Origin of the sequence: Pseudomonas sp. GV047 (genome assembly GCF_003058245.1) — a bacterium.
GTDB lineage: Bacteria > Pseudomonadota > Gammaproteobacteria > Pseudomonadales > Pseudomonadaceae > Aquipseudomonas > Aquipseudomonas marginalis.
The window spans coordinates 63,704-86,559 of sequence record NZ_QCWA01000018.1; the positions used below are offsets into that span (position 1 = coordinate 63,704).

A 22,856-nucleotide genomic window follows, 5' to 3' on the forward strand; every position below is an offset into this window, starting at 1 on the left:
TCTCTCGACGGTCTCAGTTCACAGCGGACGTCGCTTCGACATGACGCGGCAAGGTCACCCGAATACGGGTGCCGCGTTGGCTTTCGGTGTCAGCCGGGCTGTCGATGGTGATTTGTCCATAATGCTCTTCAACGATGGAATAGACCAGTGCAAGGCCCAGACCGGTACCTTCACCCGGGTCCTTGGTGGTGAAGAAGGGTTCGAACAATCGGTCCATGATGTTCTGTGGAATACCGCTGCCTTCATCTTCGACGATCAGATCGACGGTATGTTCGAAAGCCTCGGTCTTGACGCGTACCGCACCACCGGCCGGGGTTGCGTCACGGGCGTTGGACAGCAGGTTGATCAGCACTTGGGCCAGGCGTTGTGAGTCGCCGTCGACCCAATGGTCGGGGTCGCACAGGTTGAAGAACTGTACTTCGAAATTGCGCCGGTTCAAGGCGAGCAGCCCAATGGCATCCTGGGCCACTTCGGCCAGGCACACGGCCTCATCCAGATTCTGATGGCCGCCGGCATGGGCAAAACTCATCAGCGACTGCACGATGCGCGAGACGCGCTTGGTCTGTTCGAGGATCTGCCCGCTGATTTCGATGATTTCGCCGTCCTCCTCGCGCTCTTCCCGCAGGTTTTGCGCGAGGCAGGCGATACCGGTGATCGGGTTGCCGATTTCGTGGGCCACGCCCGCTGCCAGGCGACCAATGCTGGCCAGGCGCTCGGAGTGCACCAGCTTGTCTTCGAGCATCTGGGTTTCAGTCAGGTCTTCGACCAGCAGCACCAGGCCGCTGTTACCGGGAGCCAACGGTTCATCGATCGCGGCTTTGTGCAGGTTGAGCCAGCGGGTCTGGCCGTCGAGCGCCAGGTGCTGTTTGTGCAAGTGCTCGTCGGGCAGGTTGATAAAGCCCTGGAGCAGTTCTTTCCACGGATCGCCCAGGGTATTCAGGCGCGAGCCCACCACCCGTTGCGCGGCGATGCCGGTGAGTTCTTCCATGGCCTTGTTCCACATCAGGATCTCCTGATCCTTGGCCAGGGAACACACGCCCATCGGCAGTTCCTGCAGGGTCTGGCGGTGGTAACGGCGCAGGGCGTCGAGTTCGGCCGCCAGGCCGGTGAGGCGTGAGTGGTAATCCTCCAGCCGGCTTTCGATGAAATGGATGTCCTCGGTGACGTAGTTTTCGCCGCCGGCCTTGTAGGGCAGAAAGGTTTCCACCATGTCCTGGGACACGCTGGGGCCCATCAGGCCGGACAGGTTGGCTTCGATGCGGTCGCGCAGGCGACGCAGCGCATACGGGCGGCGCTCGTCAAAGGGCAGGTACAGATCGCGCAGCGCCTGTTCGACTTCCTTCTGAGCCGCCTTGGCGCCGAGGGGCTTGGCCAGTTGCGTGGCGAACTCCTGGGGCGAGGCCGCGTGCAGTTCGCGGCGTTGCGGTCGACGCACGTTATCCACCGCGCACGCCTCGGCGGCGCTGGTCTCTTCCGGGCTGGCGTTGGTGAACAGCGATATCAGGGTGAACATCAGTACGTTGGCGGCCAGCGAGGCAATCGCCGCCATGTGCCAGCTGGTGTCGTCCAGCACGTAGATCATGTTCAGCAGCGGAATGTAGAAACCCTGCAGGTTGCCGACCAACGGCAGTAGCATGGTGACGATCCATACCAGGATCCCGGCCAGCAGCCCGGCGATAAACCCACGGCGGTTGGCGGTCGGCCAGTACAGCACCGACAGCACTCCCGGCAGGAACTGCAAGGTGGCGACAAACGCGACAATGCCCAGGTTGGCCAGGTCCTGCCCGGCGCCGAGCAACAGGTAGAACCCGTAGCCGGCCATGATGATCGCGACGATGAGTGCGCGGCGCGTCCATTTCAGCCAGCGGTAGATATTGCCTTCGGCGGGCGGCTGGTACAGCGGCAGCACCAGGTGATTGAGGGCCATGCCCGATAGAGCCAGCGTCGTGACGATAATCAGCCCGCTGGCAGCAGACAAGCCGCCCACATACGCCAGCAGCGCCAACGCCGGGCTATTGGCGGCGATACCGATACCCAGGGTGAAATACTCGGGGTTGGTGGTGGCCCCCAGTTTCAGGCCGGCCCAGAGGATCAGCGGCACCGCAAGGCTCATCAACAGCAGGAACAGCGGCAAGCCCCAGCTGGCGCTGACCAGCGAGCGCGGGTTGAGGTTCTCGGTGAAGGTCATGTGGTACATGTGGGGCATTACGATTGCCGAGGCGAAGAACACCAGCAACAGCGTGCGCCATGGGCCTTCCTGCAACGGCGTGTGCAGGGCGGCGAGAGCGGTCTGGTTTTGCAACAGCCACAGCTCCAGCTGTTGCGGGCCGTCGAACACGCCATAGAGCGCGTAGAGACCGACGCCGCCGATGGCGATCAGCTTGATCACCGATTCGAACGCAATCGCAAATACCAGCCCTTCGTGTTTCTCGCGGGTGGCGATGTGACGTGAGCCGAAGAAAATCGTGAACAGGCTGATCAGCGCACAGAACGCCAGGGCGACCCGGTGTTGCACCGGCTCGCGGGTCAGGATGCTGATGGAGTCGGCCACCGCCTGGATCTGCAGGGCCAGCAAGGGCAGCACGCCGATCAGCATGAACACCGTAGTCAATGCCCCGGCCCACGTGCTGCGGAAGCGGAAGGCGAACAGGTCGGCCAGTGACGACAACTGATAGGTGCGAGTAATTTTCAGGATCGGGTACAGCAGCACCGGTGCCAGCAGGAACGCGCCGGACACACCCAGGTAGCTGGAGAGAAAGCCGTAGCCGTATTGATAGGCCAGGCCGACGGTGCCATAGAACGCCCAGGCGCTGGCGTACACGCCGAGGGACAAGGTGTAGGTCAACGGATGGCGAATGATCGCCCGCGGAATCATTCCGCGCTCACTGATCCAGGCGACGCCGAACAGTGCCGCCAGGTAAGCGGCGCTGATCAGCAGCATCTGGGTGAGGCTAAAGCTCATCGGCATCTTTTTGGCTCTGCAGGATGAAGGTCACGACGATCAGGATCAGCCACAGCAGATAGGGGCGATACCAGGCGCCCGTGGCGTCGATCCACCAATCCATGATGGCGGGGGAAAACAAGTAGATCCCGACGACCAGCAGCAGGACCAATCGATAGATGTACATGTTGGCCTCTGATTAAAAAACTGCGGCGATGGTAACGGATGGCTGGCAGGCTGCAAGCGCCTTCAGCGTAATTGCGCTTCGGCCAGGGTCAGTGTGCGCGGGATCCTGCTGGCATCCCAGTGCACAATGCCCCAATCCAGCAACTCCCGTGGGCTGGCATGAAGCAGTTCGTCGCCAGGCTGCTGGCCAAGGGCGCGCAGGGCTCTCAATAGCAGCGGCGTGGCCTGGTCGGGATGCAGCGGCGGGGAACGATAGGACTTGCCCAACTTGTTACCGTCTGGCTGGACGATCAACGGTACGTGCAGATAGCGCGGCTGGCGCAGGCCCAGCAACTCCTGCAGGTACAGCTGGCGTGGCGTGGAGTCGAGCAGGTCGGCGCCGCGCACGATATCGGTAACCCCTTGCCAGGCATCGTCGAGCACCACGGCCAGTTGGTAGGCGTAGAGGCCATCGCGGCGACGGATGACGAAGTCGCCGACGTCACGGCCCAGGTGTTGTCGGAATTCTCCTTGTACGCGGTCAGTAAAGTGGTACTCCAGCTCGGGAACACGCAGGCGGATGGCGGCGTCCTGCTGGTCGTGACCGGCATTTCGGCACAGGCCTGGGTAAATCCCGTCGTAGGGCTCCAATTGTTTACGTGAACAGGTACAGGCGTAGGCCAGGCCGTGGTTGAACATATCGTTCAGTACCTTGGCGTAGGCGTCCTGCCGCTCGCTTTGTCTGGCCAGTTCGCCATCCCACTCAAAGCCGTAGCTCTCCAGGGCATGCAGGATTGCCACCTGGGCGCCGGGCTCTTCGCGGGGCGGGTCGAGGTCTTCCATGCGCATCAGCCAGCGGCCGCGATTGGCGCGGGCGTCGAGGTAGGAGGCGAGGGCGGCGACCAGGGAACCGAAGTGCAGATGGCCGCTGGGCGTGGGGGCGAAACGCCCGATATAGGTAGAGGCAGTCATGGGCCGGATACTACTGGAAAATCGGTAAATCCCAGAAACAAAAATGGGGCGTTTGCACGCCCCATTGGTTCAGCTCGGCTGGATCACTTGCCGACCTGTTTTTCCTTGATTTCAGCCAAGGTCTTGCAGTCTACGCAGAGGTCCGCAGTAGGGCGGGCTTCCAGGCGACGGATACCGATCTCGACACCGCAGGATTCGCACCAGCCGTATTCTTCGTCTTCGATCAGTTGCAACGTCTTGTCGATTTTCTTGATCAGCTTGCGCTCGCGATCGCGGGCGCGCAGTTCGAGGGCGAACTCTTCTTCCTGGCTGGCACGATCTGCCGGGTCCGGGAAGTTGGCCGCTTCATCCTTCATATGGTCAACCGTGCGGTCGACTTCCTGCATCAAGTCCTGCTTCCACTGCTTCAGGATTTTGGAGAAGTGCTCGCGCATGGGCTTGCCCATGTATTCCTCACCCTTCGATTCAACGTAGGGTTGGAAGCCGCTGATGCTCTGTTGCTTTGCTTGGGTGGACATGAATAGACCGCCTCTCACTCTTCTAATCCATTGCGCAGGATTGCAACGTTACCGACACCTGCCGGCCCTGCGGCTGCAAGCGGGCGAACTTACCAGATAGATTCAGGGTGCGCCACTCCCGGTTGTCGACGCCCGTCACGCAGGGGTTGCCAACTGCAGCAGCCCGCTGTGGCTGGGTATGCATCGTCTCGAATGTTGATTTTAGTCGTTTTGCAAGCGCTTGCCGGGTTCATCTTGGACGGCCAGGCAGGCAATAGAGCATGTTTTACCGCGAGGGTTCGGTAGAATCCTGATTTTGTCCTCACCGTTAAGGAAGGCTAATGGCTCAGCCCTACAGTGCGCGCAGTCGCGCTATCGAACCTTTTCATGTCATGGCGTTGCTGGCGCGAGCCAATGAGCTGCAAGCGGCAGGCCATGATGTGATCCACCTGGAGATCGGCGAGCCGGATTTCACCACGGCTGAGCCGATCATCCAGGCCGGCCAGGCGGCGTTGGCCAATGGCAAGACCCGCTATACCGCGGCCCGTGGCCTGCCGGAATTGCGTGAAGCCATCAGCGGTTTCTACCAGCAGCGCTACGGATTGAACGTCGATCCCGAGCGTATCCTGATCACTCCCGGAGGCTCCGGCGCACTGTTGTTGGCCAGCAGCCTGTTGGTGGACCCCGGCAAGCATTGGCTGCTGGCAGACCCGGGTTACCCGTGTAACCGGCACTTCCTGCGCCTGGTGGAAGGTGCCGCGCAACTGGTGCCGGTAGGCCCTGAAGTGCGTTATCAACTGACCGCTGACCTGGTGGCCAGACACTGGGATCAGGACAGCGTGGGCGCGTTGGTTGCCTCCCCGGCGAATCCCACCGGCACGATCCTCACGCGCGATGAATTAGCCGGGCTTTCCGACGCAATCAAGGCGCGTAACGGCCATTTGGTGGTGGATGAGATCTATCACGGCCTGACCTACGGCACTGACGCCGCCAGCGTGCTGGAGGTCGACGATGAGGCCTTCGTCCTGAATAGTTTTTCGAAGTATTTCGGCATGACCGGCTGGCGCCTGGGCTGGCTGGTGGCGCCGCCGGCTGCGGTCGGCGACCTGGAAAAACTGGCGCAAAATCTGTATATCAGCGCGCCCAGCATGGCCCAGTATGCCGCGCTCGCCTGCTTTACCCCGCAAACCCTGAGCATTCTGGAGGAGCGCCGTGCCGAATTTGGCCGGCGTCGCGACTTCCTGCTGCCCGCTTTGCGCGAGTTGGGCTTCGGGATTGCCGTAGAGCCGGAAGGTGCGTTCTATTTGTACGCCGATATCAGTGCGTTCGGCGCAGATGCCTTCGCATTTTGTCGTCATTTCCTCGAAACCGAGCATGTCGCATTCACACCCGGTCTGGATTTTGGTCGCTATCAAGCGGGTCATCATGTGCGCTTTGCCTACACGCAAAACCTTGATCGGCTACAGGAGGCGGTGGAACGAATCCAGCGTGGCCTGCGGAGCTGGCAAGGCTGATGCGCTTTTATCCTCCCCTCGAAGAAGGCCGGCTGATTCGCCGCTATAAGCGCTTTCTCACCGATATCGAAACCGTTACCGGCGAGTTGTTGACTATTCACTGCCCAAATACCGGTTCGATGCTCAACTGCATGGTGGAAGGCGGGCAGGTCTGGTTCAGTCGCTCCAATGACCCCAAGCGCAAGTTGCCCGGCACCTGGGAAATTGCCGAAACGCCCCAGGGCCGCTTGGCGTGCGTTAACACGGCACGCGCCAATCCGTTGGTCGAGGAGGCGTTGCGCGCTGGCGTGATCACTGAACTCAACGGTTTCACCGCGTTGAAGCGGGAAGTGCCTTACGGCCAGGAGAAAAGCCGCATCGACTTTCGTCTCGAATATCCCGACGGCGTGGCGTATGTGGAAGTCAAAAGTGTCACGCTGGGGTTTGATGACACCCGGGTTGCTGCCTTCCCCGATGCGGTGACCCAGCGTGGCGCCAAGCACCTGCGGGAACTGGCGCATCTGGCGCGTGAAGGTGTGCGGGCGGTGCAATTGTATTGCGTCAACCTCTCGGGGATTGACGCGGTACGTCCGGCGCTGGAAATCGATGCCGCCTATGGTGCGGCCTTGCGCGAAGCTAAAGCTGCCGGGGTGGAAGTGTTGGCGTATGGGGTGCGCGTGACATCCGAGGAGATTTGCGTGGACCGTCGGTTAGACGTGCTGCTCGACTAGAGATCCACCCACAGGCCCTGTGCGTCTTCGCGACCGCGCAGGGCCTTGAGGCTTTTACCTGCGCATGGGCCGGCAATGCACTCGCCGCTTTCGATCAGGAACAGCGCGCCGTGGGTGGCGCATTGGATCAGGCTGGCGCTGTCGTCAAGGAACCGGTCGGGTTGCCACTCCAGTGGAATGCCGCGATGTGGGCAGCGGTTGATATAGAAGTAGGCGATGCCGTCCCGGCGTACCGCCAGCAGCGGCGTGCCATCCATCGTAAAACCGAGGCTGCTGTTGGGCGCGAGCGTGTCCGAGGGGCAGAGAAACTTCATTTCAATCCTTAAGTGCCTTGACGTTCAAATGCAAACAATTATCAAATGCCGGCTTCGCCCGTTAGCTGACTGGGTGCTCAGTTCGATGTCCGCCAGGGGTTATCTGTCACATCGATGAGTGCTCGAAAGGCCCTGCCCTTTGGAAGGAAACCCTGTTATGCGCCTGAGTGCCAGCGCTATTGCGCTTGTTGTCGGACTGCTGGTCAACCATGGGGCGCAAGCCTCTGAACTGCCACAACGCTGGGTGAGTGCCGGTGGGGCGCTGTCGGAATGGGTCACGGCGTTGGGCGGTGAGCCGAAGTTGGTCGGCGTGGACACCACCAGCCAGCATCCTGAATCGCTCAAGGCGTTGCCAAGTATCGGCTATCAGCGGCAATTGTCGGCCGAAGGCATTCTCAGCCTGCGCCCACAGGTGCTGGTGGGGACTGAAGAGATGGGGCCGCCACCGGTGCTGGCGCAGATTCGCAGTGCAGGTGTCCAGGTCGAGATGTTCTCGGCGCAGCCGGATTTGCCGACCTTGAAGGGTAATCTTCAGCACCTGGGCAAGTTGCTGGGAGATGAGGCTAAGGCCAGTGCATTGTTTACCGGATATGAACGGGCCCTTGATCAGCAGAAAAGCTGGGTCGCCAAGGCGCAGGCCGCGCAGAAGGCACCGGGCGTGTTGCTGCTGATCGGCCATGCTGGCGGCAAGCCACTGATTGCCGGTAAGGACACCGCGGGCGATTGGGTGGTGCAGCAGGCCGGCGGGCATAACCTGGCTACCCACAGCGGGTACAAGCCGTTTTCGGCGGAGTCGTTGGCAGGGTTGAGCCCGGATGTGCTGGTGTTTGCCGATCGTGCCCTTACCGGAGACGCGGCGCGCGCGGCGTTGTTCAAGGAGAATCCGATCCTGGCTTCGACGCCGGCGGCCAAGCGTGGCCGCGTGTTCGAGCTTGACCCGACCCTGCTGGTTGGCGGGCTCGGGCCTCGTCTGCCGCAAAGTCTGGTGAAGCTCTCGGCCGGTTTTTACCCGTCACAGGCTAAACCTGCCCCATGACTACGCTGGTTAAGCCGAAAACGCTGTTCATCGGCCTGGCGCTGTTATGCCTGTTGGCGACCTGGCTCTCGTTGGCATTGGGCCCGGTAAGCTTGCCGTTGCTGGATACGCTCAAGGCGGCATTGCGCTTGATGGGCGTGCCGATAGAGGCGCAAGGCCTGGAGCAGGCTGAGTTGATCCTGGGGCAGATTCGTTTGCCGCGGACGTTGCTCGGTTTGGCGGTTGGCGGCGTATTGGCATTGTCCGGTGTGGCCATGCAAGGTTTGTTTCGTAACCCCCTGGCCGATCCGGGGTTGGTCGGGGTTTCCAGCGGGGCGGCACTGGGGGCGGCAATCGCCATTGTCGGCGGTGCGTTTTTTGGTGGGTTACCGGAGGCATTCGGGCCTTATGTGCTGTCGCTGTGCGCGTTTCTAGGCGGGCTGGGCGTGAGCGCGCTGGTTTATCGGCTGGGGCGCCGTAACGGTCAGACCAATGTGGCGACGATGCTGCTTGCCGGCATTGCCCTCACCGCACTGGCAAGCTCGGCAGTGGGCCTGTTCACCTACCTGGCGGACGACGCCACCCTGCGCACCCTGACGTTCTGGAACCTTGGCAGCCTCAACGGCGCGAGCTATTCGCGGTTATGGCCCTTATTGCTGGTCAGTGCCGGTGTGGCGCTCTGGTTGCCGCGCCGGGCCAAGGAGTTGAATGCGCTGTTGCTCGGCGAATCCGAGGCCAGTCACCTGGGAATTGATGTTGAAGGGCTCAAGCGCGAGTTGGTGTTCTGTACCGCATTAGGTGTAGGTGCTGCGGTGGCTGCGGCGGGCATGATTGGTTTTGTCGGGCTGGTGGTGCCGCATCTGGTCAGGTTGCTGGCCGGGCCTGATCACCGCGTGCTGTTGCCGGCGTCGATATTGGCGGGCGCGAGTTTGTTGCTGTTTGCCGACTTGGTTGCGCGACTGGCCTTGGCGCCGGCTGAATTGCCGATTGGTATCGTGACTGCGTTTATTGGTGCGCCGTTTTTTCTTTACCTGTTGTTACGGGGGCGTGCCTGATGCTGCGTGTTGAAGGCCTGCAGATCCGGCGTGGCCACAAGGTCGTGCTGGCGGACGTCACTCTGGAGTTGCTGCCGGGTGAAGTGATCGGTGTGCTGGGTCCCAATGGTGCGGGCAAGAGTACGTTGCTGGGGGCGTTGTGCGGCGAGTTGCACCCGGATCAGGGCAAGGTGTGGTTGGGGCAGCAGGCGTTGAAAGACTGGAGCGGACCGCAGCGCGCGCAACGGCTGGCGGTGTTGCCACAAACCTCGACCCTGGACTTCGCGTTCCGTGTCGAAGAGGTGGTCGGCATGGGCCGTTTGCCCCACCAGGCGGGGCGTGTGCGCGATGATGAAATTATCCACGCAGCCTTGCTGGCGGCGGATGTCGCACACTTGAAAGGTCGCAGTTACTTGGCGCTGTCTGGTGGCGAGCGTCAACGTGTGCACTTGGCGCGGGTGCTGGCGCAACTATGGCCGGGTGAGGCGGGGCAGGCATTGCTGCTGGATGAGCCGACATCGATGCTGGACCCCCTGCATCAGCACACGACCCTGCAAGCGATCCGCCGCTTTGCCGATCGTGGTGCGGCGGTGCTGGTGATCCTCCATGACCTGAACCTGGCCGCGCGCTACTGTGATCGCATTTTGCTGCTGGAGCAGGGCCGTCCCCACGCCTTGGATACACCGGCGCAGGTGCTGCGGCCCGAGCCGCTTAAGGCCGTGTTTGGTTTGGAAGTATTGGTTCAGCCGCACCCGGAGCGGGGCCACCCGTTAATCATTGCTCGCTGAGGCGTGCTTTTTCACAGGCAAAAAAAGACCCGGCAAAAGCCGGGTCAAATAACCGTGATTAGCCTGATGAGGAGATAATCTGAGAGTCCGAACCAATGGTCTTTCAGTTATCGGCTGATCTCGCGACCAGTTGTGATAATCATAACGATTCTCATTTGAGAGTCAACAGTTGTTTTTGAAGGATCTGCGTTTTTCCTCAAACGTCCGTTCGAAGTGCGCATAAACATTGGGCCTTGCTGACGATCTAGCTCTTCTGGCGCGCTGAAATGGCATCCAGCTGGCGGTTCAACGCCTCCTTACGCTCGACCGGAATGTCATTCCAGTGCACGTCCATCAGGGCCCCTTCGATCGCATAGAGCAACACTTTTGATGCGCGAAACCCGCGAGTCCTGACGGCTCGATACGCATCGACCGCTCCCAGGCGGCGCAAGTCGGATGCACTGTGGATGCCCACCGCATGCAGCCACTGCGCTGACGTCTTGCCGAGGTTTTTCAGGTGTTGCAGCTCATCGTTCATCAAGCCTCCTTGCGACGGCCGAATGGTGCGGTGGGTATCGTGACCAGGCAGGCCTGAACAGCAGTGTAGCGCTCAGTAGGAAAAGCGTAGTTCTTTGGTCCGAAACGGCCAAAAAGCTTATAAGAATGGCGCGGGGATTTTGACGCGGGGCAGGCGTGAAGCACCCGCTACGCGTTGCGCGTAGTCGGGCTTGGATCGAATCTTACTTGGTGCGGTAGCGCAGTCGCGTGCCGAAATTGACCGACATGAGGATCTCATCGGCAGTCAATTCAGGCGGGAAGTAGGTGCCCGAAATCTGCGCATGGGCCAGGCTGGCGCCTTCCAATGAGCAGTCGCGCAAATCCAGGCCGCGCAAGTCGGCAGAACGGAAATACGCGTCGGTGAAGTCCACGCCGGTGGCATTCAGGTCGCGCAGGTCCAGTCCACGGAAGTCGCCACCACGCATGTCGATAATGCCGCCTGCAGGGCGTTCCTGGTTGAAACCACGGATATCGTCTTTATGCAGGAGTGCGTAGAGCGGTGTATCTAGAAGCTTGGGCTGACTCATGAAAACGACTCCTGTTGGAATTATGACGCCATTATAGTGCCACTATTTCTTGGGCGTGCGCCCAAGTAGACGACACGCCCAAGAAATTTTTCTTACAGACCTGGCAGGCGCTGGCGAATTTGTGCGACCAACGCATCGAGGGTCCCGCTTTGATTGGTCTCGACGCGTTTACTCAGTAACAGTTCTTCAGCGGTCAGTGGGTCACGGTTGGCCTGTTGTTCTTCGATAACGCTCAGGGTCGCGTCGGATGGATCGTTTTTGTCGGCCTGACGTTGCGCCAACCAACTGGTGATAACCGCCTGTGGCGCGTTGCAGTCCAGGATCAGGAAAGGCGCCCCCGTGGCTTCGGCCACTTTGGCTGCGGCGTCGCGTTGTTCGCGTTTGAGGAAGGTGGCATCCAGTACTACCGGGAAGCCGGCGCGCAGCACGGTATCCGCGATGTCATTCAAGCGAGCGTAGGTCCTGGCGCTGGCGTCGGACGCATAGATGCCAGCCTGGGGCGTGTTTTCCACCTGCTGCTCGCCGAACATGCGCTTGCGCTCCACGTCCGAGCGCAGGCGTACAGCGCCCAATGCTTCCACCAGGCGCATGGCCACGTGGCTTTTGCCCACTGCCGAGACGCCATGGGTAATTGCCAGGAAGCGCGATGGAATGGTGCTGTAGCTTTCCGCCAGGTTGGCGTAGTTGCGGTATTGGCGCAGGGTGGTGGCGCGCTGTACCGGGCTTGCCTCGCTCGGCATGCTGAACAGCGACACCTTGGCACGCACCAGGGCGCGGTAAGCTTTGTAGAAGTTCAGCACTTCAAGGCCCTGATAGTCACCGGTCAGTTCCAGGTACTGGCTGATAAAGCGCCGCGCCAGGGACTTGAGGCCGCGGTCTTCCAGGTCCATGGCCAGGAAAGCGGTGTCGGCGTACACATCGGTGAAGCGAAACGGCTCGTTGAACTCGATGCAGTCGAAGATCACCACGTTGCCGTCAATCAAGGTGGCGTTGCCGAGGTGGATATCACCGTGGCACTCGCGGGTGAAACCGTCGAGCTTGCGCTGTGCCAGCAGCGGTTTCAGGCGCTCGAAGCTGCTTTCGGCCCAGGCTTGCAGGGCTTCCAGTTGAATCAGGTCGGCCTTGTCGCTGAGGAATGGACGGATCTGGTCGAAGTTCTGCCGTACCGGCGCCATCACTTCATCGGGGGTGCCGGCCGCGTGGTCCTGCGGCACTTTTGGTGCGGCGAGGTGAAAGCGTGCGATCTGCCTGGCCATTTCATCGATGTGCGCGGCGGTCAATTCGCCATTGGCCTGCAAAGTGCTGAGCAATTGGCTTTGCGGGAACTGACGCATCTTCAGGGCATATTCGATCACCGGGCCGTCGCCACCCAATTGTGGGGCTTCGGCTGTACCGGTAATCGGCAACACTTCCAGATACAGATCTGTGGTCAGGCGTTGGTTGAGGCGCAGTTCTTCGTTGCAGAAGTGCCCGCGTTTCTCCAGGTCGGTGAAGTCCAGGAACCCGAAGTTCATCGGTTTTTTCAATTTATAAGCGTAGGGGCCGGTCAAGATGACCCATGAAATATGCGTTTCGATGACCTGGAACGCTTCAACCGGATGAGGGTACAAAGCCGGGTTTTGCAGGGCTGCGATCAGTGACTGGCTCACGGGCGATCCTTCAGAGTCGGGGGGAAATCATGGCGCGCATTATGGCTGCTACGGGCGGTCGTGCAAACCGCTGTCCGGCTCATGTTGATCATCAATAAAGTGCGTATAATCCGCCGCCATGACTCGAACCCGATCTCCCCGTTCCCGTAAAAAACCTCCTTCCTGCGGCCTGCGCCCGTGGCTTGGCTGGGCGCTCAAGCTCGGCCTGGTAGGCCTTGTGGTGCTCGCTGGCTTTGCGGTGTACCTCGACGCTGTGGTCCAGGAGAAGTTCTCCGGCAAGCGCTGGACTATCCCGGCCAAGGTGTATGCACGCCCGCTGGAACTCTTTACCGGCCAGAAGCTGAGCAAGGATGACTTCCTCACCGAACTCGACGCCCTGGGCTATCGACGCGAACCCGTGAGCAATGGTCCAGGGGCGGCTGCAGTCAGCGGCAATACCGTCGACCTCAATACCCGCGGCTTCCAGTTCTATGAAGGCCTGGAGAAGGCCCAGCCTGTGCGCGTGCGCTTCTCCGGCGACTATGTGGCCGAACTGTCCTCCCTGAACGGTTCCAAGTTGCCGGTGGTACGCCTTGAACCGCTGATGATCGGCGGGATTTACCCGAAGAACCTTGAAGATCGCATCCTGATCAAGCTTGATCAGGTGCCGCCGTATCTACTGGAAACGTTGGTGGCTGTAGAGGACCGCGACTTTTATAGTCACTGGGGCGTTTCGCCGAAGTCGATTGCCCGTGCCGTCTGGGTGAATACTTCCGGCGGCAGGATGACCCAGGGCGGCAGTACGCTGACCCAGCAGTTGGTGAAGAACTTCTACCTGACCAACGAGCGCAGCCTGACCCGTAAGCTCACCGAAGCCATGATGGCGATGCTGCTCGAGTTGCACTACAGCAAGCAGGAGATCCTTGAGGCGTACCTCAACGAGGTATTCGTCGGCCAGGATGGTCAGCGCGCGGTGCACGGCTTCGGTTTGGCCAGCCAGTTCTTCTTCGGTCAACCGCTGTCGGAGTTGAAGCTGCATCAAGTGGCCTTGTTGGTGGGCATGGTCAAGGGGCCTTCCTACTACAACCCGCGTCGTAATCCGGAGCGTGCGCTTGAGCGCCGTAACCTGGTGCTCGATGTGCTTGAACAGCAAGGCGTTGCCACGGCGGAACAAGTGGCCGCGGCGAAGAAAATGCCACTGGGTGTGACAACCCGCGGGAAGTTGGCGGACAGTTCATTCCCAGGCTTTATCGATCTGGTAAAGCGCCAGTTGCGTGAAGACTATCGCGACGAAGACTTGACCGAAGAAGGCCTGCGGATCTTCACCAGCTTCGACCCGATCCTGCAGATGAAGGCAGAAGCATCGGTCAACGACACCTTCAAGCGCCTGACGGGCCGTAAGGGCGCCGACGAAGTAGAAGCCGCCATGGTGGTGACCAACCCGGAAACCGGTGAAGTCCAGGCCATGATCGGCAGTCGCCAGGCCAGCTTTGCCGGTTTCAACCGCGCACTGGATGCCGTGCGGCCGATCGGCTCGCTGGTCAAGCCGGCGGTCTACCTGACGGCGCTGGAAAAACCGAGCAAATACACCCTCACCAGTTGGCTGTCGGATGACCCGCTGTCGGTCAAGGGGGGCGACGGCCAGGTCTGGACGCCGCAGAACTTTGATCGCCGCTCCCACGGTACGGTGTTCCTGTACCAGGGCTTGGCCCATTCCTACAACATTTCCACGTCCCGGCTCGGCTTGGAGGTTGGCGTGCCGAATGTCCTCAAGACACTGGCGCGCCTGGGCATCACCCGCGAATTCCCGGCTTTCCCGTCGATTCTGCTGGGGGCCGGTGCCATGACGCCGATTGAAGTGGCGACCATGTACCAGACCCTTGCCAACGGTGGCTTCAACACCCCTATGCGCGGGATCCGCAGTGTACTGACGGCGGAGGGGGAGCCGCTCAAGCGCTATCCGTTCCAGATTCAGCAACGCTTTGACGCGGGCTCCATCTATCTGATCCAGAACGCCATGCAACGTGTGATGCGTGAAGGTACCGGCAGCTCGGTCTATAAAGTCTTGCCTTCCAACCTGACACTGGCGGGCAAGACCGGTACCAGTAACGACTCCCGTGACAGCTGGTTCGCAGGTTTCGGTCAGGATGTGCTCGCCGTGGTATGGCTGGGCCGTGACGATAATGGCAAGACACCATTCACCGGTGCCACTGGCGCATTGCAGGTCTGGACCAGTTTCATGCGCAAGGCCGACCCGCTGCCATTGAACATGCCGCAGCCGGATAACATCGTGCAGGCCTGGATTGATCCGCATACCGGCCAGGGCTCCGATGCCAACTGTCCGGGCGCGGTGCAGATGCCGTATATTCGCGGCAGCGAACCACCAGCCGGTGCTGCGTGCGGTGGCGGAGCCCCTGCAGATGCGGAATCGGTGATGGATTGGGTCAAGGGCTGGATGAATTAAGCAAAGAGGGTTTCAAGTGAACAAGTGGTGGATTCCAGCTATTACAGCTCTGGCTTTGCTCGGCGGTTGTTCCAGCGTGCAGCGCGGCTCTATTCCTGTGGTGGATTCGAGTACAGCTGTCTCCAATAATGACCGGATCTCGGCCAATGGCGGTTTCCGCCAAACCGTGACCAACCGTCCGGCCCAGGCCAGGCCTCAGGCCGTGCCGCAGGATTCGGGTGTGGTCGTGATGGTGCCGGGCGGCGGTGCAGCTACCTCGGCGCCAATCAGTGCCGAGCCTTGGACGCCTGGGCCAAGCACCTCCGGGCCGATCGATGCCGCGCCGATGCAGACCGCGCCGATCAACCAGGGTACCTACACCATGCCGTCGACGCCGAGTGGCATTCCATCGTCCTCCAGCGCTGGCGGCTTGTCAGCCGACGAGCAATTGGACGGCCCGGTGCTGGCCTTGCTGACCACCGCGCAGCAACAGCAGGCGGGTGGTGACTTGAATGGTGCGTCATCCAGCCTTGAGCGTGCGCAACGTGTTGCTCCGCGCGAGCCGCAAGTGCTGTATCGCCTGGCCCAGGTACGCATGGCCCAGGGCGATGCGCCCCAGGCCGAACAATTTGCTCGTCGTGGTCTCACGCTGGCCAACGGTCGTCCCGACCTGCAAGCCAGCCTGTGGGCGTTGATCGGCGATGCGCGTGCAGCACAAGGTGACGCTGCCGGCGCTGCCCAGGCTCGGCAAAAAGCCAAGGTCAGCCTCTGATGGATGCACGGTTTCCCGCGATTGCCGAACAGTTATTGCTGATCGAGCGCGAATTGCGCGTGCAGGGCTGGTGGGATGAGGTGTCCCCAAGCGTCGAGGCGCTCAGCAGCGTCGAGCCGTTTGCGGTCGACACACTGGACTTCCACCAGTGGTTGCAATGGATCTTCCTGGTGCGCATGAAACAGATCCTCGAACAGGACCTGCCGTTGCCGAATGCTTCAGGCATTCTCGAAATGGCCGAGATGGTCTATGCCGATCGGCCGCGAGAGAGCCTTGGCTTGCGTAATGCGCTGAAAAAGTTCGATCAACTGATCGTCGACGCTCGTTAATTGCCTGGCTGCCGGTTTTTCCGGCAGTCTTGCGCACATTTCTACCGCTTGACGACATTCAGGCGAGTTTTATCCCTCCTCAAAGCCCTTTCTTCTACGTTCTCATGCGCTTAGTTGGAAAAAAGCGCAATTATTGCTTGACTTGAGAGGCCTGAAACAGAAGAATCCAAAGTCCGCTGTATCGGGACTGCCAGAAGCAGGCCCGCTCAGCAGATCATGAGGCGCACATCCGCGCCGACCTGTTACACCCGCAACGCGTTACCTCGCGCTGGGTGGGAAAAGCCCGCAACACTTGGGACGATCCCAATACTTGCTCAGTCAGTGCTGACGTAGTCGGCGACCACCGTCGCTCATGCTCTGTTGAGAAGTAAACCTATTAAGACCCGTCGGTTTTCAACGGACGGTATTCTGGCGTTTTAGAGGTGAACAACGTGGAGCTTTTATCTGGCGGTGAGATGCTCGTCCGCTTTTTGCGTGACGAAGGCGTCGACTATATCTACGGGTACCCAGGTGGTGCTCTGCTGCATGTTTACGACGCACTGTTCAAGGAACCGGCTGTTACCCACATCCTGGTTCGCCACGAACAGGCCGCGACCCATATGGCTGACGGTTATGCCCGTGCCACCGGTAAAGCCGGTGTGGTACTGGTAACCTCCGGCCCAGGCGCAACCAATGCCATTACCGGCATCGCGACTGCTTATATGGACTCCATTCCGATGGTGATCATTTCCGGCCAGGTGCCAAGCACCATGGTGGGGACCGATGCGTTCCAGGAAACCGACATGATCGGTATCTCCAGGCCGATCGTGAAACACAGCTTCATGATCAAGCATGCGTCGGAAATCCCGGACGTCATGAAAAAGGCCTTCTACCTCGCACAGTCCGGTCGCCCGGGGCCTGTCGTGGTCGATATCCCGAAAGACATGACCAACCCGGCTGAAAAATTCGAATACGTTTTCCCGAAGAAAGCCAAGCTGCGTTCCTACAGCCCGGCCGTTCGTGGGCACTCGGGGCAAATCCGCAAGGCGGCAGAAATGCTCCTGGCGGCCAAGCGCCCCGTGTTGTACTCGGGGGGTGGCGTGATCCTGGGCGGTGGTTCTGCACCGCTGACCGAGTTGGCCAAACTGCTCAACCTGCCAGTCACCAACACCCTGATGGGCCTCGGCGCATTCCCAGGTACGGACCGTCAGTTCGTGGGCATGCTGGGCATGCACGGCAGCTACACCGCCAACCTGACCATGCACCACGCCGACGTGATCCTGGCAGTGGGCGCGCGTTTTGATGACCGCGTGATCAACGGCGCGAGCAAGTTCTGCCCGAATGCCAAGATCATCCACATCGACATCGACCCGGCGTCCATCTCCAAGACCATCAAGGCCGATGTGCCGATCGTAGGTCCTGTAGAAAGTGTATTGACCGAAATGGTCGCTGCGCTCAAGGACATCGGCGAAACGCCGAACAAGGAATCCGTTGCCAGCTGGTGGAAGCAGATCGACGAATGGCGTGGTGACCGTGGCCTGTTCCCTTACGACAAGGGCGACGGCAGCATCATCAAGCCACAAACCGTGATCGAGACCCTCTGCGAAGTGACCAAGGGCGATGCCTTTGTGACCTCCGATGTGGGCCAGCACCAGATGTTCGCCGCGCAGTACTACAAGTTCGACAAGCCTAACCGCTGGATCAACTCCGGTGGCCTGGGCACGATGGGCTTTGGTTTCCCGGCAGCCATGGGCGTGAAGCTGAGTTTCCCGGACTCTGACGTTGCGTGCGTCACCGGTGAAGGCAGCATTCAGATGAACATCCAGGAGCTGTCGACGTGCCTGCAGTACGGTCTTCCTGTGAAGATTGTGTGCTTGAACAACGGTGTGCTGGGCATGGTTCGTCAATGGCAGGACATGAGCTACGGTAGCCGTCACTCCCATTCCTACATGGAATCGTTGCCGGATTTCATCAAGTTGGTTGAGGCTTATGGCCACGTTGGCATTCGCATCACCGATCTGAAAGATCTGAAGCCGAAGATGGAAGAAGCGTTCGCCATGAAGGACCGTCTGGTGTTCATCGATATTCAGGTGGATACCAGTGAGCACGTCTACCCGATGCAGATCAAAGACGGCTCTATGCGCGACATGTGGCTGAACAAGACGGAGCGTACTTAATCATGCGGCACATTATCTCCCTGCTTCTGGAGAACGAACCCGGCGCTCTGTCTCGTGTTGTCGGCCTGTTTTCGCAACGCAACTACAACATCGAAAGCCTGACCGTGGCGCCGACCGAAGACCCGACTTTGTCGCGCCTGACGTTGACCACCGTGGGCCACGATGAGGTGATCGAGCAGATCACCAAGAACCTCAACAAGCTGATCGAAGTGGTCAAGCTGGTCGACCTGTCGGAGAGTGCCCACATCGAGCGCGAGCTGATGCTGGTCAAGGTCAAGGCAACGGGGGCCCAGCGTGCCGAGATCAAGCGCACTACCGATATTTATCGCGGGCAGATCGTCGATGTGAGCGCCAGTGTTTATACCGTTCAACTGACCGGTACGAGCGACAAGCTGGACAGCTTCATCCAGTCGATCGGGACGGCCTCGATTCTGGAAACGGTACGCAGTGGTGTCACCGGGATTGCCCGTGGCGACAAAGTACTCAGCATCTAACCCAAATTAGCGAATGGCCTTACGGCCTGGATATATAGAGGAACCTCATGAAAGTTTATTACGATAAAGATTGTGACCTGTCGATCATCCAGGGCAAGAAAGTCGCCATCATCGGCTACGGCTCCCAGGGTCACGCGCAAGCTTGCAACCTGAAAGACTCCGGCGTTGACGTGACTGTTGGCTTGCGTAAAGGCTCGGCCACCGTTGCCAAAGCTGAAGCCCACGGCCTGAAAGTGACTGACGTTGCTTCCGCTGTTGCTGCCGCCGACCTGGTCATGATCCTGACCCCGGACGAGTTCCAGTCCGCGCTGTACAAGAACGAGATCGAGCCGAACATCAAGAAGGGCGCCACCCTGGCCTTCTCCCACGGCTTCGCGATCCACTACAACCAGGTTGTACCGCGCGCTGACCTCGACGTGATCATGATCGCGCCGAAAGCACCGGGCCATACCGTACGTTCCGAGTTCGTCAAAGGCGGCGGTATCCCTGACCTGATCGCGATCTACCAGGATGCTTCGGGCAACGCCAAGAACGTTGCGCTGTCTTACGCTGCTGGCGTGGGTGGCGGTCGTACCGGCATCATCGAAACCACCTTCAAGGACGAGACCGAAACCGACCTGTTCGGCGAGCAAGCCGTTCTGTGCGGCGGTACCGTTGAGCTGGTTAAAGCCGGTTTCGAAACCCTGGTTGAAGCTGGCTACGCGCCGGAAATGGCCTACTTCGAATGCCTGCACGAACTGAAGCTGATCGTTGACCTCATGTACGAAGGCGGTATCGCCAACATGAACTACTCGATCTCCAACAACGCCGAATACGGCGAGTACGTGACTGGCCCGGAAGTCATCAACGCCGAGTCCCGCCAGGCTATGCGCAACGCCCTGAAACGTATTCAGGATGGCGAGTACGCCAAAATGTTCATCAGCGAAGGTGCTACCGGCTACCCTTCGATGACCGCAAAGCGTCGTAACAACGCTGCTCACGGTATCGAAGTCATCGGCGAGCAACTGCGCTCCATGATGCCGTGGATCGGTGCCAACAAGATCGTCGACAAAGCCAAAAACTAAGTCGTACGTATCAACAGAAAACGCGGCTTAGGCCGCGTTTTTTCGTTTGAGGGGCGGGTTCTGGTATAAAGCTGCATCGTTTGCGGGCGAACACTCGCCGCAAGTATTGGTCGAATTTTTTTCACACCGTTGCAAGGTAAAGTCCATGAGCGAACGTCCCGAAGAGCCAAACCAGGCTTCTGACGCCGAAAGCCTGCTGCCGATCGATGAACATGTCGAAGAAGGGCATGACGCTGAAGGCCGCAAGGTCCGGCATCGTGGCATCTATTTGCTGCCCAATTTGTTCACTACGGCAAACCTGTTTGCCGGGTTCTATTCCATCATCAACTCAATGAGTGCCCAAAGTGCCTTGGCGGCGGGTGATGCGGCGAGCGCCAGCAAGTATTTCGGCTTTGCTGCCATCGCGATTTTCGTGGCCATGGTGCTGGATGGCCTTGATGGTCGTGTGGCGCGCATGACCAATACCCAAAGCGCCTTCGGAGCCGAGTATGACTCGCTATCGGACATGGTTGCCTTTGGTGTTGCACCTGCACTGCTGGCCTTCGCCTGGGCGCTGGGGGATATGGGTAAGGTTGGCTGGATGGTCGCCTTCATCTATGTTGCGGGGGCGGCGTTGCGCCTGGCTCGCTTCAATACCCAGGTGGGTACTGCTGACAAGCGTTACTTCATCGGTCTGGCCAGTCCGGCAGCGGCGGGCGTGGTGGCGGGTATCGTCTGGGCGTTCAGCGACTACGGCATCCAGGGTTCGAAAATGTCGTTCCTGGTGGCGTTGATGGTTGCTGCGGCCGGTATGCTGATGGTCAGTAATATCAAGTACAACAGCTTCAAGGAGCTTGACCTCAAGGGGCGTGTACCGTTCGTGGCGATCCTGGCAGTGGTACTGGTGTTTGCAGTGGTCTTCAGTGATCCTCCTCGGATTCTGCTATTGGCCTTCCTGGTCTACGCCGTTTCGGGGCCGATTCAGTACTTGCTGCATATGCGCCGGGACAAAACGTTGCCTTAATGTAATTTCCCCCATACTCCGCAGTCTATTGGTGCATCAGTTCTCCAATGCTGCGGAGTTGCCATGTTAATCAAATTGCCCAAAGCGTCCGATTGCCAAGAATCGGATGTCACGCCTGAATCGTTCTACCTTTCTCGTCGTAGCTTGCTCGGTGGTGCGCTTGCCGGCATTGCTGCCAGCAGCCTGCCGCGTTGGGCCAGTGCTGACGAGGCCGCGCGTTATCCCGATGTTGAGCCTGGCAAGGCGCCCAATTGGTTTGCCGAAAAATTGCCGGCAACGAAATGGCAGGCGGTGACGGTCAAGGATGAATCCATCACCCCCTTCAAGGACGCAACCCACTACAACAACTTCTATGAGTTCGGTACAGACAAGGGCGACCCTGCGAAAAATGCGGGATCACTCAAGACCGAGCCCTGGAGTGTGGTGATCGACGGCGAGGTTGCAAAGCCGGGGCGTTACACCCTTGAAGACTTCATGAAGCCCTATCAATTAGAAGAGCGGATTTACCGTTTACGCTGTGTCGAGGCGTGGTCGATGGTCATTCCGTGGATGGGTTTTCCGATCTCTGCCTTACTCAAGCAGGTTGAGCCGACCTCCAAGGCCAAATACATCCGCTTTGAAACCCTTCATGATGCCAAGAGCATGCCTGGGCAGCGTTCGAGTTTTGGCTTGATTGACTGGCCTTATGTAGAAGGGCTGCGTCTGGATGAAGCGATGAATCCTTTGGCGATTCTTGCCGTTGGCATGTATGGGCGCGAGTTGCCCAATCAGAACGGTGCACCGTTACGTCTGGTCGTACCTTGGAAGTACGGTTTCAAGAGCGTGAAATCCATCGTGCGTATCAGTCTTGTAAGCGAGCAGCCCAAAACCACCTGGCAGAGTATTGCGGCGGATGAGTATGGCTTCTATGCGAATGTGAACCCTACGGTGGATCATCCCCGCTGGACCCAGGCGCGGGAGCGTCGTCTGCCAAGTGGGCTGTTCAGTCCCAATGTGCGTGAGACGCAGATGTTCAATGGCTACTCGGATGAGGTCGCCTCTTTATATACAGGCCTCGATCTGCGGAAGAACTACTGATGCGTTACCCCATCTGGCGCATTGGCGTTTTTATAGCTGCGGCAGTGTGGCCGTTATTATGGCTGTATGAGGCATGGAGTTTTGCCTTGGGGCCGGATCCGGGCAAGGTGCTGGTTGATCGGCTTGGCCTGGGTACCTTGATCCTCTTGTTGATTACCCTTGGAATGACGCCGCTGCAGAAGCTGAGCGGTTGGGCGGGGTGGATTGCCGTGCGCCGGCAGCTTGGATTGTGGTGCTTTGCTTATGTAGTGCTGCATTTGGCGGCGTACTGCGTGTTTGTCCTGGGGCTGGATTGGTCGCAATTGGGTGTGGAGTTGCGCAAACGGCCTTACATTATTGTGGGGGCGCTGGGGTTCTTGTCTTTGTTGGTGTTGGCGGTGACGTCTAATCGCTATAGCCAACGCCGACTGGGTAGTCGCTGGAAGAAACTGCATCGGCTGGTGTATGTGATTCTTGGGCTTGGTCTGTTGCACATGCTGTGGATCGTGCGGGCTGATCTGAAGGAATGGGTTATCTATGCTTCTATAGGTGCGTTGCTTCTGGTGCTGCGTGTACCGCTAGTGGCGCGCCGAATCCCCCGACTTATTACTAAAAAAGCACTCACTGCAACAAAAGCGTAATTAACGCTTGACCGCAGATTGTAGACGTCTATAATTCGCCCCACTTCCGGCGCAGTCGAAACGTAAAACTCCTTGATAAACAATGAGTTATGCAGAATAAAGCAGCGGATTGCTTCAGTTCATCGAAGCCCAGAAGGCGTTGGTAGGGTCGTGTTGTTTGACGCTATTAACGATTCGATCTTCTCGGTCGAAAGCGGAGAAAAAGAGGTGTTGACAGCAGCGTGTAACGCTGTAGAATTCGCCTCCCGCTGACGAG

22 protein-coding genes are annotated in these 22,856 nt (G+C 59.4%); 14 read left to right on the forward strand and 8 right to left on the reverse strand.

Annotation, left to right across the window (positions count from 1 at the left end):
• Positions 1-13 precede the first annotated feature (13 nt).
• The 4 genes from C8K58_RS29855 to dksA form a co-directional block, all read right to left on the reverse strand.
• Positions 14-2,968, reverse strand: coding sequence for a sensor histidine kinase (locus C8K58_RS29855; protein WP_027605383.1), 2,955 nt, complete (start codon positions 2,966-2,968; stop codon positions 14-16).
• On the reverse strand, positions 2,952-3,128 hold the full coding sequence (locus tag C8K58_RS29860) for a hypothetical protein (RefSeq protein WP_003176118.1): 177 nt from the start codon (positions 3,126-3,128) through the stop codon (positions 2,952-2,954). The genes C8K58_RS29855 and C8K58_RS29860 overlap by 17 nt, the downstream gene beginning before the upstream one ends.
• A gap of 62 nt (positions 3,129-3,190) precedes the next feature.
• Entirely contained in the window at positions 3,191-4,078 is an 888-nt protein-coding gene (gene gluQRS / locus C8K58_RS29865; RefSeq protein WP_027605384.1) for a tRNA glutamyl-Q(34) synthetase GluQRS, read from the reverse strand.
• 83 nt (positions 4,079-4,161) lie between these two features.
• The gene (dksA, locus tag C8K58_RS29870) at positions 4,162-4,596 is read right to left on the reverse strand and encodes an RNA polymerase-binding protein DksA (RefSeq protein WP_005791430.1); all 435 of its coding nucleotides are present in this window, start codon (positions 4,594-4,596) and stop codon (positions 4,162-4,164) included.
• Positions 4,597-4,916: 320 nt separating this feature from the next.
• On the opposite strand from dksA, the gene C8K58_RS29875 reads away from it, so the two are divergent.
• Both C8K58_RS29875 and sfsA read left to right on the forward strand, forming a co-directional pair.
• Positions 4,917-6,089, forward strand: a complete 1,173-nt coding sequence (locus C8K58_RS29875; protein WP_027605385.1) for a pyridoxal phosphate-dependent aminotransferase — start codon at positions 4,917-4,919, stop codon at positions 6,087-6,089.
• The gene (sfsA, locus tag C8K58_RS29880) at positions 6,089-6,799 is read left to right on the forward strand and encodes a DNA/RNA nuclease SfsA (RefSeq protein ID WP_108574812.1); all 711 of its coding nucleotides are present in this window, start codon (positions 6,089-6,091) and stop codon (positions 6,797-6,799) included. The genes C8K58_RS29875 and sfsA overlap by 1 nt, the downstream gene beginning before the upstream one ends.
• Here sfsA and C8K58_RS29885 read toward each other — a convergent pair.
• Positions 6,796-7,113, reverse strand: coding sequence for a Rieske (2Fe-2S) protein (locus tag C8K58_RS29885; protein WP_027605387.1), 318 nt, complete (start codon positions 7,111-7,113; stop codon positions 6,796-6,798). The genes sfsA and C8K58_RS29885 overlap by 4 nt on opposite strands.
• 157 nt (positions 7,114-7,270) lie before the next feature.
• On the opposite strand from C8K58_RS29885, the gene C8K58_RS29890 reads away from it, so the two are divergent.
• From C8K58_RS29890 to C8K58_RS29900, 3 genes are read left to right on the forward strand one after another with little or no spacing between them, the layout of a single operon-like run.
• A complete protein-coding gene (locus C8K58_RS29890) occupies positions 7,271-8,149 on the forward strand; it encodes a hemin ABC transporter substrate-binding protein (protein WP_108574813.1) in 879 nt (292 codons plus the stop codon).
• 50 nt (positions 8,150-8,199) lie between these two features.
• Positions 8,200-9,183, forward strand: a complete 984-nt coding sequence (locus C8K58_RS29895) for an iron ABC transporter permease (RefSeq protein WP_178087845.1) — start codon at positions 8,200-8,202, stop codon at positions 9,181-9,183.
• Positions 9,183-9,950, forward strand: coding sequence for a heme ABC transporter ATP-binding protein (locus C8K58_RS29900; protein ID WP_098480923.1), 768 nt, complete (start codon positions 9,183-9,185; stop codon positions 9,948-9,950). The genes C8K58_RS29895 and C8K58_RS29900 overlap by 1 nt, the downstream gene beginning before the upstream one ends.
• A 244-nt stretch (positions 9,951-10,194) precedes the next feature.
• On the opposite strand, the gene C8K58_RS29905 is transcribed toward C8K58_RS29900, so the two are convergent.
• The 3 genes from C8K58_RS29905 to C8K58_RS29915 all read right to left on the reverse strand — a co-directional run bounded on the left by C8K58_RS29905 (position 10,195) and on the right by C8K58_RS29915 (position 12,663).
• A complete protein-coding gene (locus C8K58_RS29905; RefSeq protein ID WP_027605391.1) occupies positions 10,195-10,467 on the reverse strand; it encodes a TfoX/Sxy family protein in 273 nt (90 codons plus the stop codon).
• 202 nt (positions 10,468-10,669) lie between these two features.
• A complete protein-coding gene (locus C8K58_RS29910) occupies positions 10,670-11,014 on the reverse strand; it encodes a pentapeptide repeat-containing protein (RefSeq protein WP_027605392.1) in 345 nt (114 codons plus the stop codon).
• A 92-nt stretch (positions 11,015-11,106) separates the two neighbouring features.
• Positions 11,107-12,663, reverse strand: coding sequence for a bifunctional aminoglycoside phosphotransferase/ATP-binding protein (locus tag C8K58_RS29915; protein WP_027605393.1), 1,557 nt, complete (start codon positions 12,661-12,663; stop codon positions 11,107-11,109).
• Between the two features lie 118 nt (positions 12,664-12,781).
• Between C8K58_RS29915 and mrcB the strand changes: the two genes are divergently transcribed.
• The 9 genes from mrcB to msrQ all read left to right on the forward strand — a co-directional run bounded on the left by mrcB (position 12,782) and on the right by msrQ (position 22,600).
• Positions 12,782-15,106 (forward strand): penicillin-binding protein 1B, encoded by a 2,325-nt coding sequence (mrcB, locus tag C8K58_RS29920; protein ID WP_108574815.1) that lies wholly within the window; start codon positions 12,782-12,784, stop codon positions 15,104-15,106.
• A 16-nt stretch (positions 15,107-15,122) separates the two neighbouring features.
• Positions 15,123-15,857 (forward strand): M48 family metallopeptidase, encoded by a 735-nt coding sequence (locus tag C8K58_RS29925; RefSeq protein ID WP_027605395.1) that lies wholly within the window; start codon positions 15,123-15,125, stop codon positions 15,855-15,857.
• On the forward strand, positions 15,857-16,186 hold the full coding sequence (locus tag C8K58_RS29930) for a YqcC family protein (RefSeq protein ID WP_027605396.1): 330 nt from the start codon (positions 15,857-15,859) through the stop codon (positions 16,184-16,186). Before C8K58_RS29925 ends, C8K58_RS29930 begins: the two co-directional genes overlap by 1 nt.
• A gap of 431 nt (positions 16,187-16,617) precedes the next feature.
• Entirely contained in the window at positions 16,618-18,342 is a 1,725-nt protein-coding gene (locus C8K58_RS29935) for an acetolactate synthase 3 large subunit (protein ID WP_027605397.1), read from the forward strand.
• A 2-nt stretch (positions 18,343-18,344) separates the two neighbouring features.
• Positions 18,345-18,836 (forward strand): acetolactate synthase small subunit, encoded by a 492-nt coding sequence (gene ilvN / locus C8K58_RS29940; RefSeq protein ID WP_003176102.1) that lies wholly within the window; start codon positions 18,345-18,347, stop codon positions 18,834-18,836.
• 47 nt (positions 18,837-18,883) lie between these two features.
• Complete coding sequence (gene ilvC / locus C8K58_RS29945; protein WP_003176099.1) at positions 18,884-19,900, forward strand: ketol-acid reductoisomerase; 1,017 nt, start codon at positions 18,884-18,886, stop codon at positions 19,898-19,900.
• Positions 19,901-20,045: 145 nt separating this feature from the next.
• A complete protein-coding gene (pssA, locus tag C8K58_RS29950; RefSeq protein WP_108574816.1) occupies positions 20,046-20,903 on the forward strand; it encodes a CDP-diacylglycerol--serine O-phosphatidyltransferase in 858 nt (285 codons plus the stop codon).
• A 63-nt stretch (positions 20,904-20,966) separates the two neighbouring features.
• On the forward strand, positions 20,967-21,980 hold the full coding sequence (gene msrP, locus C8K58_RS29955) for a protein-methionine-sulfoxide reductase catalytic subunit MsrP (protein ID WP_098480925.1): 1,014 nt from the start codon (positions 20,967-20,969) through the stop codon (positions 21,978-21,980).
• A complete protein-coding gene (gene msrQ, locus C8K58_RS29960) occupies positions 21,980-22,600 on the forward strand; it encodes a protein-methionine-sulfoxide reductase heme-binding subunit MsrQ (protein WP_108574817.1) in 621 nt (206 codons plus the stop codon). Before msrP ends, msrQ begins: the two co-directional genes overlap by 1 nt.
• Positions 22,601-22,856: the final 256 nt, after the last annotated feature.

Excerpts from the sequence above, each read along its gene's own strand:
- dksA (WP_005791430.1), bottom strand. The coding sequence starts at position 4,596 with ATGTCCACCCAAGCAAAGCAACAGAGCATCAGCGGCTTCCAACCCTAC.
- ilvN (WP_003176102.1), top strand. The coding sequence starts at position 18,345 with ATGCGGCACATTATCTCCCTGCTTCTGGAGAACGAACCCGGCGCTCTG.
- C8K58_RS29890 (WP_108574813.1), top strand. The coding sequence starts at position 7,271 with ATGCGCCTGAGTGCCAGCGCTATTGCGCTTGTTGTCGGACTGCTGGTC.
- mrcB (WP_108574815.1), top strand. The coding sequence starts at position 12,782 with ATGACTCGAACCCGATCTCCCCGTTCCCGTAAAAAACCTCCTTCCTGC.
- gluQRS (WP_027605384.1), bottom strand. The coding sequence starts at position 4,078 with ATGACTGCCTCTACCTATATCGGGCGTTTCGCCCCCACGCCCAGCGGC.
- msrQ (WP_108574817.1), top strand. The coding sequence starts at position 21,980 with ATGCGTTACCCCATCTGGCGCATTGGCGTTTTTATAGCTGCGGCAGTG.
- C8K58_RS29905 (WP_027605391.1), bottom strand. The coding sequence starts at position 10,467 with ATGAACGATGAGCTGCAACACCTGAAAAACCTCGGCAAGACGTCAGCG.
- C8K58_RS29910 (WP_027605392.1), bottom strand. The coding sequence starts at position 11,014 with ATGAGTCAGCCCAAGCTTCTAGATACACCGCTCTACGCACTCCTGCAT.
- C8K58_RS29900 (WP_098480923.1), top strand. The coding sequence starts at position 9,183 with ATGCTGCGTGTTGAAGGCCTGCAGATCCGGCGTGGCCACAAGGTCGTG.
- pssA (WP_108574816.1), top strand. The coding sequence starts at position 20,046 with ATGAGCGAACGTCCCGAAGAGCCAAACCAGGCTTCTGACGCCGAAAGC.
- C8K58_RS29930 (WP_027605396.1), top strand. The coding sequence starts at position 15,857 with ATGGATGCACGGTTTCCCGCGATTGCCGAACAGTTATTGCTGATCGAG.
- C8K58_RS29885 (WP_027605387.1), bottom strand. The coding sequence starts at position 7,113 with ATGAAGTTTCTCTGCCCCTCGGACACGCTCGCGCCCAACAGCAGCCTC.
- ilvC (WP_003176099.1), top strand. The coding sequence starts at position 18,884 with ATGAAAGTTTATTACGATAAAGATTGTGACCTGTCGATCATCCAGGGC.
- msrP (WP_098480925.1), top strand. The coding sequence starts at position 20,967 with ATGTTAATCAAATTGCCCAAAGCGTCCGATTGCCAAGAATCGGATGTC.
- C8K58_RS29875 (WP_027605385.1), top strand. The coding sequence starts at position 4,917 with ATGGCTCAGCCCTACAGTGCGCGCAGTCGCGCTATCGAACCTTTTCAT.
- sfsA (WP_108574812.1), top strand. The coding sequence starts at position 6,089 with ATGCGCTTTTATCCTCCCCTCGAAGAAGGCCGGCTGATTCGCCGCTAT.
- C8K58_RS29855 (WP_027605383.1), bottom strand. The coding sequence starts at position 2,968 with ATGCCGATGAGCTTTAGCCTCACCCAGATGCTGCTGATCAGCGCCGCT.
- C8K58_RS29860 (WP_003176118.1), bottom strand. The coding sequence starts at position 3,128 with ATGTACATCTATCGATTGGTCCTGCTGCTGGTCGTCGGGATCTACTTG.